This window comes from Arthrobacter sp. TB 26, from assembly GCF_000427315.1.
Taxonomy (GTDB): Bacteria; Actinomycetota; Actinomycetes; order Actinomycetales; family Micrococcaceae; genus Arthrobacter.
In genome coordinates this window covers 1-13,438 of the sequence record NZ_AUPJ01000492.1, presented here as the reverse complement: position 1 = coordinate 13,438, position 13,438 = coordinate 1, and the positions used below count along the sequence as shown (strand labels likewise).

Here is a 13,438-nt window from a genome sequence, read left to right as displayed (position 1 = left end):
GCCGCGGGGCACACTGCTCCGGAGCCGACGCCCGAAGAGGCTGCCCAGCTCAAAGAGCTGTACCGGGATTTTGACCGGGAGAACCTGATCCCGCTCTGGACCGAGATCGCGGACCTGATGCCGATGGTCCCGACGCCCAAGGCGGTGCCCCACGTGTGGCGGTGGAGTGACCTGTACCCGCTGGCCGCCCGCGCCGGGGACCTGGTCCCGGTGGGCCGGGGCGGGGAACGCCGCGCCATCGCCCTGGCCAACCCGGGGCTGGCCGGTACGCCGTACGCCACGCCCACGCTGTGGGCAGCCATCCAGTACCTTGGTGCGCGCGAGACCGCCCCGGAGCACCGCCACTCCCAGAACGCGTTCCGTTTCGTCGTCGAGGGCGAAGGCGTTTGGACGGTGGTGAACGGGGACCCGGTCCGGATGTCGCGCGGGGATTTCCTGCTGACTCCGGGCTGGAACTTCCACGGCCACCACAACGACACCGATGAGCCGATGGCCTGGATCGACGGCCTGGACATCCCGTTTGTGCACTACGCCGACGCCGGGTTCTTCGAGTTCGGCACCGAGCGTGTCACCGACGAGGCCACCCCGGACATCTCCCGCTCCGAGCGGCTCTGGGCGCACCCGGGCCTGCGCCCGCTCTCGGGCCTGGATGACACCACAAGCTCCCCCATCGCGGCCTACCGCTGGGAATACACCGACCGCGCCCTGCGCGAGCAGCTGCTGCTTGAGGACGAGGGCCACCCGGCCACCGTGTCCCAGGGCCACGCCGCGGTCCGCTTCACCAACCCCACCACCGGCGGCGACGTGATGCCGACCATCCGGGCCGAATTCCACCGCCTCCGCGCCGGCGCCTCGACCGAGACCCTCCACGAGGTCGGCTCCAGCGTCTGGCAGGTCTTCGAGGGCCGCGGCTCCGTGGTCCTGGGCGGCGAAACCAGGAACCTGGAGAAGGGCGACCTGTTCGTCGTCCCGTCCTGGGCAGCCTGGTCACTGCAGGCCGAGAGCGAGTTTGACCTCTTCCGCTTCAGCGACGCCCCCATTTTCGAACGGCTGAACTTCAACCGCACCTACATCGAAGGACGCAACAACAAATGAGACTCCTCACCCTCCGCCTCCCCGTTGAGGGAAAAACAGTCACCAGGGCTGTCCGCCAGGACGGGACCACCCTGACCGAGATCGACGGCTTCGCCGACGTCGGAGAGCTGCTGCGCTCCGCGGACTGGGAAGCCACCGCGAAGGCCGCGGCCGGCGCCACGCACCCGCTTGAGGGCGCGGACCTGGCCGCCGTCGTCCCCTCCCCGGGCAAGATCATCTGCGTGGGCCACAACTACCGCAACCACATCAAGGAAATGGGCCGGGAAGTCCCCGAGTTCCCCACCCTGTTCGCCAAGTACCAGGAATCCCTGATCGGCCCGAACGATGACCTGGCCCTGCCGCAGGAATCGTCCACTGTCGACTGGGAATCCGAACTCGCCGTCGTGATCGGCAAGAAGGGCCGCCGGATTTCCGAAGCCGACGCCGCGGACCACATCGCCGGCTACGCCGTGCTCAACGACGTGTCCATGCGCGACTACCAGTTCCGCACCATCCAGTGGCTGCAGGGCAAGACCTGGGAGAAGTCCACCCCGTTCGGCCCCGCCCTGGTGACCAGGGACGAGTTCAGCGGCGGCCTCATGACCACCGCGGTCGACGGCGAGATCCAGCAGCAGACCCCCACCAACGACGTCGTCTTCACCCCGGAGTTCCTGGTCTCCTACATCTCCACCATCATCACGCTGAACCCCGGCGACGTCATCGCCACCGGCACCCCGGGAGGCGTGGGCCACGCGCAGGATCCGAAGCGCTACCTGCAGGAGGGCCAGATCCTGGTCACCACCATCGAGGGCCTCGGAGAACTGAAGAACCGCGTGGTCAAGGAAGCCTGATGGTTGCCCGCCACGACCAGACGACGGACCCGGAGCTGCTGGCGGCCCTGCTGCAGGCGCGCCGGGGCACGGCGTTTTTCGCCCGCAAGCTCAACGAGCTCAGTGACGCGGAGCTCGACGGCGATACGCTGCTGCCGGGCTGGACCCGCCGCCACATCACGGCGCACATCGGCTACAACGCCCGGGCGATTGCCCGGCTCATCGAGTGGGCGGCCACCGGGGTGGAAACCCCGATGTACGCCTCCACCGACGTCCGCGACCACGAGATCAACTTCGGGGCAACCCTGAGCCCGATCGCGCTGCGGCACCTCTTCGACCACTCCGCCGTGCACCTGAACGTCGAATGGCGAGACCTGCCCGAGGACGCCTGGCACCACAAAGTCCGCACCATCCAGGGCCGCGAAGTCCCCGCCACGGAAACGGTCTGGATGCGCACCCGTGAAGTCTGGATGCACGCCGTCGACCTCGACAACGGCGCCGCCTTCCGGGACATCCCCGTCCCCGTCCTGGAACGGCTCCTCAAAGACATCACCGGCGCCTGGCACACCCGCGGCACCGACGCGGGCCTCGTGGTCACGGTGACGGACCGGAATCTCACGTTCGGGGACACGACGTCGGCGTCCCCCACGGTGGTCTCCGGACCGCTCGCGGCCGTCGTCGAATGGGCCGCAGGACGCGGCCACGGCGGCGTCACCGCCACCGGGCCAGGAACTGAAGCCAGGAACGGTTCGGTGCCGGCCGCACCGAAGTGGATCTGAGCTTTTCACCGGCCTAGTCCAACAGCAGACCAGAAGAGCCCCCTCGGCTGAACTGCACCTCCGAAAACTAGACTCTGAATTTCAAGTCCAACTTTCGGGGTGCGGTTCAGAGGACCTCGTGGCAGCCGGGCGGGACACGGAACGCAAGGCACTCTCCAACGCCGTCCGCTGGCACCGCGAGGGACGCGTCTTCCTGCAAGGCAACCGGACCGTCGTGCTGCGCTAGCCACGCAACCGGCAACGGGTACCTTCAATCCATGAGGAGCCGTATCCGCTGGGACGACGGCTGAGTGCGATGCTCGCGGAGCTGCTGAGCCCTAAAGCGCCAGGCTGAGCACGATACGGGGGGTCCTCACGCGCTCCAGCCCAGTTGTCGGCCGTCGCAACGCCGAAACCCGGCGTTTTCCGCAGGACACGCCGGTGTCGGGGTGTGTTCTGCGGAAACAACTGGGCAGGAAGGCGGAGCAGCGGAACCTGTTCGGCGCATTCCCTTCCGGCGACGGGCACCGGCGTGGCACACTGGGACCACTATCGAGTGGCTGGGGGGATTCCAGGTCAGGAGATTGTCATGGGCATTCTGATGCACCCCCTAGATTCCCGCTGCCGGCTGGCGGTGAGCACCTCGTGATGATCGGCTGGGCCTACTTTATGGCCGCCGTCATGACCGTCGACTCGCTCCTGCTGGGACTGTTGCTGTTGAACGTGAAGTGGCCGAAGCGCTGGAGGAAGAACAGCTAGTAGCCCTTAGGCCGTCGGCGCCAGCTCAGCAGCCGGCCTGGGAGCTCGCCGTCGGCATGTCCGTCATGCTGATCTTCATTGCCGCCAGCGCCGCGATCGTTCCGGCCGTCTACGCGGAACTGTTCCCCACCAGCATCCGGACAATCGGCGTCGGCGTCCCGTGTTCCATCTGCGTGGCCGTGTTCGGCGGGACCGCCCCGTACCTGCAGACCTGGCTCGGCACCATCGGACTCGCCAACGTGTTCAACGTGTATGCCGTGACGCTCCTGCTGGTCAGCGCGCTGTTCGTCTTCACCATTCCGGAGACCAAGGGCAAGGACCTGACGCCCTAGAAGTCCTTCGCCGGGAACCGGGGTTCCCGGGCACTTCGCTTTGGGCGGTACGCTGCATCATCGCCTCCGGATTCAGGGCGACGCCGTTGGCGGCGCGGCCCGGAATCCGGCGCATAATGAAGCATCCGGCATCGCCAACCCAGGGAAGGATCCCCCAAATGTCAGATTCTGAACTCTCAGCCTTGCGGGAACAAGCCTCCCGCGGTGACCTCGACGCCGTTGCGGAACTGATTGAACGTGCCGGGGAGCGGGGAGATTTTGAAGAACTGCGTCGAATCGCCGATGCCGGCAGCCGGGACGCGGCGGACCAGCTCGTGGAGCTCGCCTCAGAGAAGGGCGACCTGGACGAGCTCCGTCGTCTCGCCGACGCCGGCAGCCGGGACGCAGCTGAGGTTCTGGACGAACTCAGCGAGGAAAGCCCGCCGGGAGAGAACGAATAGCAGACCCGGACTGCGCGGCCGCTTCAGTCTCGGGGGGCCAAATACCCGGCGACTGAGCCGGTGCGCGATTGGGGGTTCTTGATCGCGCCCATATCGTGCAACGCTGGTTGCATGGATCTGGAGGTGTCGCCCGCGCTCACGATTCCCGCGTCGGAACTCCGCTGGCGGTTCTCGCGTTCGTCCGGGCCAGGCGGTCAGCACGTCAACACCTCGGACAGCCGCGCCGAACTCTCGTGGAACGTCGCCGACTCGGCGGCGCTGTCGGATGACCAGCGGCTGCTGCTGCTCGCGCGCCTGGGACGGCGTCTTGTCGCCGGGGTGATCACCGTGACCGCCTCCGAGCGGCGTTCGCAGCTGCGCAACCGCGAGGCCGCCCTGGCCAAGCTCGCCGACCTTGTGGCGGAAGGACTTGCCCCCGAAGCTGCTCCCCGCCGGGCGACCAAGCCCACCCGGGGCTCAAACCGTCGGCGCCTCGCCGCAAAGGAACAGCGTTCGGCGACGAAACGGCAACGACAGCGGCCTTCCGCCGAGTAGCGACATCCAGTCGGCAATCTTCGCCGGACTTCAGCGCCGCCAGCGGTACGGCGTCGTCGTTGACACCCGGAGCAGGCCGTAGCGTTCCAGGATCGGTCGTGAATAGTGGGTTGAATCGCTGTGGATGAGTGTTTTGCCCCGGGCCAGTGCGGCCCGTGCCCGGGCTGCGGTGACGGCGCGGTAGACACCCCGGCCGCGCCATTCTTCGGGTGTGGCCCCGCCCCAGATGCCCGCGAAGTCCGTGCTCGGAACGGGCTCGGGGCGGCCGGCGCTGACGATCATACTCTGGTGTTCGGCAACCCACAGTTCCATCCCGTCGTCGCAGGCCGCCCGGCAGCTGCTGGTCGTATGCGGCAAGGAAGACACTTCCGCCTCGGCCGTGGAAGACCGTAGGCACTTGGGCGCACGTAGGATCGGCAAATGACCATTGACGAGTGGGAGCGCCGAATCTCCGCTTTCTGGAAGGCCTTCGAGGCATCACCGAGCGACAGCGACGAAATCATCGACGAACTTGACGAGCTTGCCGCCGCCTCACCCGCAACCGACGGCCGCGCAGATTTCGAGCGCGCCTGTATCCGCGATTCAACCGGGCGGACTGCCGATGCCGTCTCCTTTTACGAAGCCGGGCTCATGGCCGGACTCGATCCCATCAGGAAGACACGCACCTGCGTGCAGATGGCCAGCTCCCAGCGGGCACTCGGACACACTGACGAAGCCTTGGCGATCCTCGCGCACGCCGATCCGCATGCCTTGGGCGGGGCAGCCAGCGGCGTGCGGGCCCTGGCCCTGCGGGACGCCGGCCGGCACGACGAGGCGCTCCGGGTCGCGCTCGAAGCCCTCATTCCCCATCTGCCCCGGTATCAGCGCTCGATGGCGAACTGCGCGAGACTTTTGACGGACAGCTAGGCATTTGGGCGGCAACCTGGGCAAGAGAATGACTCAATTAATCCACTCGGTGTAGCATCTTATCTTTAGCCCCTTTTCTGCTGGCAGGGCGCTTTGCCGCGCAAGCCCTTGCCGTGCACCGAAACCGGGCACCGGGCACCGGGCAGCACAGTTGCCCCACGCGCCCGCCACACCCGGCAACCGCGCTAATCCGTTGCTTCTGAAGGAGTTCCCGTGAGTCACCCCAACGGCCCGGTGCGTTCCCAACCACCCGGGGACGTAAATCCCATGGCCCGCAACAGCGAGAGTCCGCTCAGCTCAGCAGTGAAACATGCGTCGCGGCGGTCGGACGCGCCCGGGCCCGGGGCCGGCAAAGTCGTAGCTGTTTCGTTCCTGATCGGGCTGTTGGCGGGACTGCTGGGCCTGGCCCCGTGGCTGCTCACCGGGGCACGGCTGCCACTCCAGAACTTGTGGGGCACACAAGTTCTGCCCGCACAGATGCCGCTGGCACTCCTGCCGCTGAGCCAGTACGAAGCCACCACACTGGTGGCCCTCATGACCACGGGCGGGGCGGCTGCCGGACTGGCGGTCCGCCTCTGGTCCCCCGCGCGGCGGCGCCTGGCCATGTGGTGTGCAGCCGGCGGTGTGATTCTGGTGCAGGTCACGGCCGCGATTCAGGCGTTTACCGTGGTCGGCGAGGGCCTGGCACCCGGACCGATGTCCAGCCTGTACCTGGCCGGTCTGCAGGGCGGGGTGGTTGCCGCCGTCGTCGCCGGGCTCGTGGTGCTGCTGCTCCTCGCGGCAAAATCCCGGGCACTGGCCACCCTGGGTGTGGGTCTGGTGGCGGTGCCGTTTGTCTCTTGGGTGGCGGCCGAGGTGGCTTACGCGGCCGGCGTCGGCAACGTCCCCTTGCTGCTGACGATGCTGTGGCCCTGGTTACCGGCGGTGCTTGTAGGAGGGGCGCTGGCGTGGTGCGGGCTGCACCCCAGGGTCCGAGCACTGGTGTGGGTCGTGGACCTGGGACTGCTCTGGGTGGTCCCCGCGATGTTCACGGCGGTACAGAGTGTCCTGGGCACGCGGGTGCTGGGAGGAGACCTGCAGGAGATGGCGGCGATGGGCAAACGGGTCTTCGCGGCTGCGCTTGGTTCTGCCGGAGGAGCCGGGCCGACGATACTGCTGGCGCTGGCGATCGCGCTGGTCGGGGCATTCGCCAGGTTCCCGCCCCGGAAGCCAAGCGAGCCGGGCCGGGCCGATCACGGGCACTGAGGGAACAATGTCGAACCCAGAGCACCTGACCGACCTCAGATCCGCCTATGACGCGGTCGCCGAGACCTATTCGACGGCGCTGCCCGATACAGGCTTTGAGGCACCCCTGGACATGGCGATGATCGACGAGTTCGCCCGTCACATACGCGCCACCAACAACCGCGCGGTGATCGACGTCGGATGCGGTCCAGGACGAATGAGCCGCTATCTGAGCGACGCGGGGCTGACTGTCACGGGGGTGGACCTGTCGCCGCAGATGGTCCGCGTCGCCCGGCAAACTCATCCCGGGCTCGCGTTCCACGTGGGAGAGCTGACCGAGCTACCGGCAGCCGACGCCGCTGTCGACGGCATCGTTGCCTGGTATTCGATCATCCACTCGCCCGGGGCAACCCTGCCGGTGATCGCACGCGAGTTCAGGAGGGTGCTCCGTCCGGGCGGCCTGGCGCTCATGGCGTTCCACGCAGGCCGCGGCCACCGGACCACTGACCGGGCCTACGGACACGACGTCGGGCTCCGGATCGAGCTGCACTCCCCCGACGAGGTGGCCGACCGGTTCGCGGAACAGGGTTTTACGGTGCGTGCACAACTCGTTCGCGCACCGAGAGCCACGGAAAGAGATCCGCAGGCAGCCATCCTGGTTGCGAGACCGTCCGCCCGCCCAGAGAAGTCCGCCCAGTCAGCCGGGAACGTGTCTAGACTGGCGCCATGAGGTCGAAGTGGGGGATCTTCCGCTCTGCGGTCGTGCTGATGGTTGCCGGCCTGCAGCTGGCCGCTTGCGCCAGGGCCGACATCGTTTGCCCTGCGGTCGGGTGGGTCAGCACCGTCACCTTGCGGCTCGAAGGCGACATCACCGCCGTCGACCACGTTGAACTGTGCACCACGACCGGCTGCTCCGTCCCTGAGGTGGCCTCGCCCCAGCCCGCATCACCGAAATCAGCGGTTCCCAGCTCACCGGCCGGCCCTTCACCGTCGGTGGCGCCCTTCGTCGTCGCCCAGACGGCAGCCAATTCCTGGGTTTTCACCGTCCAGGGGCCGCTGCCCGGCGAAGTGACAACCCGTGTGCTCGCCCAAGACGGCGCCCTGCTCGCCCAGCAGCAATCCCGGCTGGAGTGGACCAGGGTGGGCGGCTCGGAAGAATGCGGCGGTCCCATGACAGCACCGCCCATCACCCTCCGGCTCCCGCGCCAGTGACCGCAGGCGCCCACCGACGAAAGGACCAGCCATGACCTTCTTCCAGGACTTCCCGATGCCGCCCACTCCCCCGCGCGGGCGGGCAGTGAGGTACGTCCCGCCGGTCTGGGCCGGCGCCCCGCTGTACGAGCTTCCGGCCGTCGTCAACATCGGTCAGTTCCTGCACCGGAGCCCGACGATGGTGATGGCCGTCAAGAGCGCCGACGTCTTTTCAACGGGTTGTTCGTTCGACGTGTCCTGGACCATCCGTCGGGGCGACCAGACCGATGAGGAGTGGGCGGATCTCAACGACGTGTTTTTCCGGCCCGGACCCGGCCCCCGCAGGGGCTCCGGCGCGGCGTCGATGCTCCTGTTCGGCGTGGCTTTCCCGGACGGTTCAAAGTCCAGCACCGGCGCGTACCCGCACGGCCACTTCGAGGGCACCGAGGAGCCTGCCCCGCCGGTCCTCCTGATGAGAAACGGAGGTGGGAGCGGCGGCGACGACGAGTTCTCCGGCTCCGGCGCACTCTGGCTCTGGCCGCTGCCACCGGCGGGCAAACTCCAGCTCGTCGCAGGGTGGAAAGACTTCGGCCTGGCGGAGTGCTCCATTTTCCTGGATGGTTCCCGGCTACGCGACGCCGCCTCCGGAGTGCAGAAATTCTGGTGACTTGCGGATTGCCCGCGGGCCCGGGCCTATGATCGGGGCTATGGGATCGCCCGGAATATCCCGACGGAGCCTGCTGGGGCTCGGAGCCGGCGCCGTGGCAGCGGCGTCGATCGCGGGATGCGCCGGCGGGGCCACCTCCAGCCCCACCCCACCCGTAGCCATGCACACCGGCAGCTTCACGTCACGGTTCCGCCTGCAGGAACCCACCGGCTGGTCCCTCGCCGTTCCGGGAACCCCAGACGGCGGCACCTCCGGCTCCCTGCCCGTGGCCCTCTTCCTGCACGGCACAAACTCGGACCACCGCATGGTGTTCGACGACCTGGGCGCTGAACAGGTGCTGGCACAGCACATGGCCCACGGCGGAACGCCCTTCGCGATCGCGGCTGTGGACGGAGGCGAAACCTGGTGGCACCGCCGCGCGTCAGGCACAGACACGCCGTCCATGGTGGTGGAGGAATTCCTCCCCTTGCTGGCCGGCCAGGGGCTCGACGCCGGCAGGGTGGCAGTCTTCGGCCTGTCGATGGGCGGTTTCGGCGCCCTGCTCCTCGCGTCCCAGCATCGTCTGCCCGGTCTCCGCGCCGTGGCCGCCATGAGCCCCGCCGTCTGGAGCCTGTACGACGCCGGCCGGTCCGACAACTTTGACAGCTCCGCGGACTTTGCCGCCAACGACATCTTTGCCCTGCGGGCGGAGCTGGAGACACTGCCGAAGAGAATTGACTGTGGAACGTCCGACAACCTGCTGTTCAGCGTGAAGGACTACGTGAAGGACCTGCCAGGGGAACATTCTGGAGGATTCCAGGACGGTGGCCACGACAGCAACTACTGGCGCTCCATCCTCCCGGACGTCCTCTCGTTCCTGGGCCGGAACCTGGCCTAGACTTGGACGGCCGAGCCAAAAACCTGACGCTGGCCCTGGCATGTTCACTGCGGGGCGAGTGCGCCGTAGAAGTAGGACGCCGTGACGCCGCCGTCCATGAGGAAGTCGCTGCCGGTGATGAACCCGCCGTCGGGGCCCATAAGAAGCGCGTGCTGTGCGGGAATTCCTGCGCAGGCCCTGACCCGGACCGCACCTTGAACCGAAATGAAGTCGGCGCTAAAGTCGGGGCCCAACGTCGAGGAGGGTGTGCATGGAGAAACCAACGGTGTCGTCCGAGGCCATTGATCCCGGGCCTTTCTTCCACGGCACGAAGGCTGACCTGAAGCCGGGGGATTTGCTGGAACCCGGCTATAGCTCGAATTTCGGGGAGCAACAGAGGGCGAATTACATCTACCTGACCGCAACCCTTGATGCGGCTACCTGGGGAGCGGAACTCGGGCTGGGAGAGGGGTTCGGCAGAATCTACCGGGTGGAACCCACCGGCCCCTTTGAGGATGACCCCAATCTGACGGACAAGAAATTCCCGGGCAACCCAACGAGGTCCTACCGCACCCGGGCACCGCTGCGAGTACTTGACGAGGTCTTTGATTGGCAGCCGCACTCCCCCGAGGTGCTTCAGAACATGCGGAACCACCTTGAAGAACTCAAGCGGCGTGGCATCGAGGCGATCAACTGAACTCCCGCGCAACGGCAGTTGCGACTCTTGCTGGAGCCGAAAGACGACGGCGCAGTCGACCGCGGCCACCGGTGCCTGTCATCCTGATGGGACCTTGGCCTCTGGGAGCGCGGGACAGCGATGCCTAGCATCGGCAGTGACGGACGGCCGAGGCACACCGGACTCGGCACGAATCACCGCGTGCTAGGAGAAAAAGATGTCGAAGGTATCGAAGGCCACCGCGTCTCACCAAGGGTTCCCGGGCTATGTGGACACTTACGAACAGGAGATCGGTGACTGGACCGTCAGCCTGGAAAGCAATTTCATCGACATGGATCAGGCGCCGTTCTTCAAAGGTGCGCCGAATGATCAGTGCCAGGCAAACCATCTGGGCTACGTGCTCAAAGGGAGGTTCGGTGTCCGGAGAGGCGACGGGGTCGAGGAGATCTTCGAGGCCGGTGACGCGTTCATGATCGAGCCCGGGCACACGCCGATCGTGTTCGCCGGATGCGAGTTTGTGGCCTTCACGCCAACTGCGGAAGCGAAGCAGCAAAGTGCGGTGATGATGCCCAACATCATGAAGTTCGCCGAAGAGCACGGAATCGACCTGTCGGGGCAAGCGACGGCTTCCCAGTCGGAAGTACCTTAGACCCGGCCCTGGAGCACCTCAGCCAGCCAGGTCATCGCTGCGTTCCTGGAGGTGAAGAACGCATGCGGGTACAGGGTGTGCCGGCTCATGGCGGCGGCGATGACGCGGTCCACTGCACTGGATCCGAGGACCGCGATGGCCAGCACACCGGACGTTTGCGCGAACTCGCACCGGGCCGCGGCGCTGATTTCCACGTCGGTCATTTCAGAGAGCAACGGCATCGGAATTCCGCCGCTGATCCGTTCCACGGCCAGCATGGCGTCCTTGGCGTCGGCGACGTCAACAAACGACCCGGGGCGCCAGACGGATTCAATGATCCCCGCGCGCACGCTCAAGGAATTCTTCCCTTCCGCGGCGAGAGTTCGTACAGGCGTCATTGTGCCCATTCTAGGCCTGAGCTGGGACGACGACGCTCTGCAGTTTGGTCCCGGTGCGTCCTATCCTGCGCCCGGCAGCGCCCGCCGCTGCGCCCACAGGGTCACCGACTCCAGTGCGGAGAGCGCCCGCGCCATGGCCTGGGCCTCCGCCGTGAACAGGTGCCCGTGGACCCTCTGGCTGCACAGCCGCAGCGCCTGGCCGCGGTCCAGGCCGAACCAGTCCATCACGGTGTCGATGCCGTGCGGGCTGAGCCGCCAGGTCTTGTCCGCGTCCTTGACGATCGCGTCCTCGACCGAGATGGCTTCCCGGCGGGAATCGTGGCCGTCGATGATGGCCAGGATGGCCGGGACTTTCCCGGCGTCGTACCCTGCGTCGGCGAGGATCCCGGCGGCGAGCCGGGCGCCTTCCTTCTCGTGCAGCAGCACCAGATCCGGCCGGCCGCCGCCGGGCGCGATCGCCTGCAGGACCTCCGCGGGCGGCACCTGCGACCAGCCGATGTCGTGCAGCATGATCGCAGGGAGGACGACGGCGGCATCCGCCTCGGGGTGCGCCTCGAGCAGGGCCACGGCCAGCCCGAAGGCGTAGAGCGTGTGGGCGTCGTTGTCGCGGACTTTCAGGTACGGCGCCGCCCGGTCCCAGATGGCGGCGAGGTCCGGGTCCAGGATGATGACGCCGTCGGGCTCCGCCTCGATCCCTCCGCCGATATCCAGGCCGGAAAGGTTGGCGTCGGGCTGCAGTTTGGTCATCCCGCCAGCGTGCCCGCCCAACGGGCCCGCGGGCAAGGACCACCTTCCGCCCAGCGGAACAAGAAGGGCCCGGCCGGTGCGCTCCGGCCGGGCCCATTCCTGTTTGGAGCTACACCAGCGTGGAGGTGTCAATCACGAAGCGGTACCGCACATCCGATGCCAGCACGCGCTCGTAGGCCTCGTTGATCTTGTCGGCCGGGATGACCTCGATCTCGGCGCCGAGGTGGTGCTCGGCGCAGAAGGCGAGCATTTCCTGCGTCTGGCGGATGCCGCCGATCATGGAACCGGCGAAGGAGCGGCGTCCGGCGATCAGGGCGAAAGCGTTCACGGGCAGCGGTTCGGCCGGGGCGCCGACGTTCACCAGGGCGCCGTCGAGGGTCAGCAGCTGCAGGTAGGAGCTGATGTCGATCGAGGCGCTGACCGTGTTGATGATCAGGTCGAAGCTGCCGGCGAGGTCGGCGAAGGTGTTCTCGTCGCTCGTGGCGAAGTAGTGGTCCGCGCCGAGGCGCAGGCCGTCTTCCTGCTTCTTCAGCGACTGCGAGAGGACGGTGACCTCGGCGCCCATGGCGTGGGCGATCTTGACGGCCATGTGGCCCAGGCCGCCGAGTCCGACGACGGCGACCTTCTTGCCGGGGCCGGCGTTCCAGTGGCGCAGCGGCGAATAGGTGGTGATGCCGGCGCACAGCAGGGGTGCGGCGACGTCGAGCTCGATGCCCTCGGGGATGGTGACGACGAAGTCTTCGGTCACGACGACGTGGGTGGAGTAGCCGCCCTGGGTGATGGTGCCGTCGCGGTCGACGGCGCCGTAGGTGCCCGTGTTGCCCTTGAGGCAGTACTGCTCCTCGCCGGCCTGGCAGTTGACGCACTCGCGGCAGGAGTTCACCATGCAGCCGACGCCGACGCGGTCGCCCACCTTGTGTTTGGTGACAGCGGAGCCGACTTCGGTGACGATGCCGGCGATTTCGTGGCCCGGTGCCAGCGGGTAGGACTGCGGTCCCCAGTCGCCGCGGACGGTGTGGATGTCCGAGTGGCAGATGCCGGCGAACTTGATGTCTATCAGGACGTCGTGCGCGCCGACGTCGCGGCGTTCGATGGTGGTGGGGACGAGGGGTTCCGTCGCGGAGGTGGCGGCATAAGCGTTAACGGTAAGCATGGGTCTCCTGCTTGTGGGGGGTTCAGGGGGAGCTGGGCCCGGCGTTCGGCACCGGTCAGGTGCGGCCTTTCGGCCCGGACGTCATCGGGGGCACTATCCATCAAACACCATTCGGCTGCCGGTGAGGGAGGCACTGCTGGTAGGGGTACTGGCAGGGCCCCCTTTGCGGCGCCGCACCCTCTAACGTTGAAGGTATGGACAATCAGAGCGAGACCAGGGATTTCCTTGCCACCCGGCGGGCGAAAATTACCCCGGAACAGGCGGG

General features: G+C 67.2%; 16 protein-coding genes and 3 pseudogenes. 15 read left to right on the top strand and 4 right to left on the bottom strand.

Translation table 11 applies throughout. The features are described from left to right. The 7 genes and pseudogenes from K789_RS0119325 to arfB form a co-directional block, all read left to right on the top strand. A partial coding sequence (locus tag K789_RS0119325; protein ID WP_024368189.1) for a cupin domain-containing protein occupies positions 1 to 1,095 on the top strand: 1,095 nt, incomplete at its 5' end. Beyond that, complete coding sequence (locus tag K789_RS0119320; RefSeq protein ID WP_024368188.1) at positions 1,092 to 1,925, top strand: fumarylacetoacetate hydrolase family protein; 834 nt, start codon at positions 1,092 to 1,094, stop codon at positions 1,923 to 1,925. The genes K789_RS0119325 and K789_RS0119320, both read left to right, overlap by 4 nt. After that, on the top strand, positions 1,925 to 2,683 hold the full coding sequence (locus K789_RS0119315; protein ID WP_024368187.1) for a maleylpyruvate isomerase family mycothiol-dependent enzyme: 759 nt from the start codon (positions 1,925 to 1,927) through the stop codon (positions 2,681 to 2,683). The genes K789_RS0119320 and K789_RS0119315 overlap by 1 nt, the downstream gene beginning before the upstream one ends. A 103-nt stretch (positions 2,684 to 2,786) precedes the next feature. Continuing rightward, positions 2,787 to 2,909, top strand: a pseudogene (locus tag K789_RS25250) (formyltetrahydrofolate deformylase); the annotation flags it as partial. 547 nt (positions 2,910 to 3,456) lie between these two features. Further along, positions 3,457 to 3,753: pseudogene (locus K789_RS0119300) on the top strand (MFS transporter); the annotation flags it as partial. A 158-nt stretch (positions 3,754 to 3,911) separates the two neighbouring features. Further along, on the top strand, positions 3,912 to 4,193 hold the full coding sequence (locus tag K789_RS0119295) for a hypothetical protein (protein WP_024368185.1): 282 nt from the start codon (positions 3,912 to 3,914) through the stop codon (positions 4,191 to 4,193). A gap of 111 nt (positions 4,194 to 4,304) precedes the next feature. Continuing rightward, positions 4,305 to 4,727 (top strand): alternative ribosome rescue aminoacyl-tRNA hydrolase ArfB, encoded by a 423-nt coding sequence (gene arfB / locus K789_RS0119290; RefSeq protein ID WP_024368184.1) that lies wholly within the window; start codon positions 4,305 to 4,307, stop codon positions 4,725 to 4,727. Between the two features lie 30 nt (positions 4,728 to 4,757). Here the strand turns inward: arfB and K789_RS23595 are convergent. Continuing rightward, positions 4,758 to 5,048 (bottom strand): annotated as a pseudogene (locus K789_RS23595) (GNAT family N-acetyltransferase); the annotation flags it as partial. 99 nt (positions 5,049 to 5,147) lie between these two features. Here K789_RS23595 and K789_RS0119280 point away from each other — a divergent pair. The 8 genes from K789_RS0119280 to K789_RS0119240 all read left to right on the top strand — a co-directional run bounded on the left by K789_RS0119280 (position 5,148) and on the right by K789_RS0119240 (position 10,896). Further along, entirely contained in the window at positions 5,148 to 5,633 is a 486-nt protein-coding gene (locus K789_RS0119280; RefSeq protein WP_029705385.1) for a tetratricopeptide repeat protein, read from the top strand. Positions 5,634 to 5,846: 213 nt separating this feature from the next. After that, a complete protein-coding gene (locus tag K789_RS0119275) occupies positions 5,847 to 6,878 on the top strand; it encodes a hypothetical protein (protein ID WP_192815791.1) in 1,032 nt (343 codons plus the stop codon). A gap of 7 nt (positions 6,879 to 6,885) precedes the next feature. Continuing rightward, positions 6,886 to 7,587, top strand: coding sequence for a class I SAM-dependent DNA methyltransferase (locus tag K789_RS0119270; RefSeq protein ID WP_024368181.1), 702 nt, complete (start codon positions 6,886 to 6,888; stop codon positions 7,585 to 7,587). Beyond that, positions 7,584 to 8,069: a hypothetical protein gene (locus tag K789_RS0119265; RefSeq protein ID WP_024368180.1), complete on the top strand. Its 486-nt coding sequence runs from the start codon at positions 7,584 to 7,586 to the stop codon at positions 8,067 to 8,069. The genes K789_RS0119270 and K789_RS0119265 overlap by 4 nt, the downstream gene beginning before the upstream one ends. Positions 8,070 to 8,100: 31 nt before the next feature. Next, a complete protein-coding gene (locus K789_RS0119260; RefSeq protein ID WP_024368179.1) occupies positions 8,101 to 8,715 on the top strand; it encodes a hypothetical protein in 615 nt (204 codons plus the stop codon). A 40-nt stretch (positions 8,716 to 8,755) separates the two neighbouring features. Then, the gene (locus K789_RS0119255) at positions 8,756 to 9,592 is read left to right on the top strand and encodes an alpha/beta hydrolase (RefSeq protein WP_051181178.1); all 837 of its coding nucleotides are present in this window, start codon (positions 8,756 to 8,758) and stop codon (positions 9,590 to 9,592) included. 250 nt (positions 9,593 to 9,842) lie between these two features. Then, positions 9,843 to 10,268, top strand: a complete 426-nt coding sequence (arr, locus tag K789_RS0119245) for an NAD(+)--rifampin ADP-ribosyltransferase (RefSeq protein ID WP_024368177.1) — start codon at positions 9,843 to 9,845, stop codon at positions 10,266 to 10,268. Positions 10,269 to 10,464: 196 nt separating this feature from the next. Further along, positions 10,465 to 10,896 carry a hypothetical protein gene (locus tag K789_RS0119240; protein ID WP_024368176.1) on the top strand — a complete coding sequence of 144 codons (432 nt, stop codon included), beginning with the start codon at positions 10,465 to 10,467 and terminating at the stop codon, positions 10,894 to 10,896. Here K789_RS0119240 and K789_RS0119235 read toward each other — a convergent pair. The 3 genes from K789_RS0119235 to K789_RS0119225 all read right to left on the bottom strand — a co-directional run bounded on the left by K789_RS0119235 (position 10,893) and on the right by K789_RS0119225 (position 13,173). After that, positions 10,893 to 11,273, bottom strand: a complete 381-nt coding sequence (locus K789_RS0119235; RefSeq protein ID WP_029705379.1) for an STAS/SEC14 domain-containing protein — start codon at positions 11,271 to 11,273, stop codon at positions 10,893 to 10,895. The two genes, K789_RS0119240 and K789_RS0119235, sit on opposite strands and share 4 nt — an antisense overlap. A 60-nt stretch (positions 11,274 to 11,333) precedes the next feature. Next, positions 11,334 to 12,020 carry an HD domain-containing protein gene (locus K789_RS0119230; protein ID WP_024368174.1) on the bottom strand — a complete coding sequence of 229 codons (687 nt, stop codon included), beginning with the start codon at positions 12,018 to 12,020 and terminating at the stop codon, positions 11,334 to 11,336. Between the two features lie 109 nt (positions 12,021 to 12,129). Further along, positions 12,130 to 13,173, bottom strand: a complete 1,044-nt coding sequence (locus tag K789_RS0119225; protein ID WP_024368173.1) for an NAD(P)-dependent alcohol dehydrogenase — start codon at positions 13,171 to 13,173, stop codon at positions 12,130 to 12,132. Positions 13,174 to 13,438 lie beyond the last annotated feature (265 nt).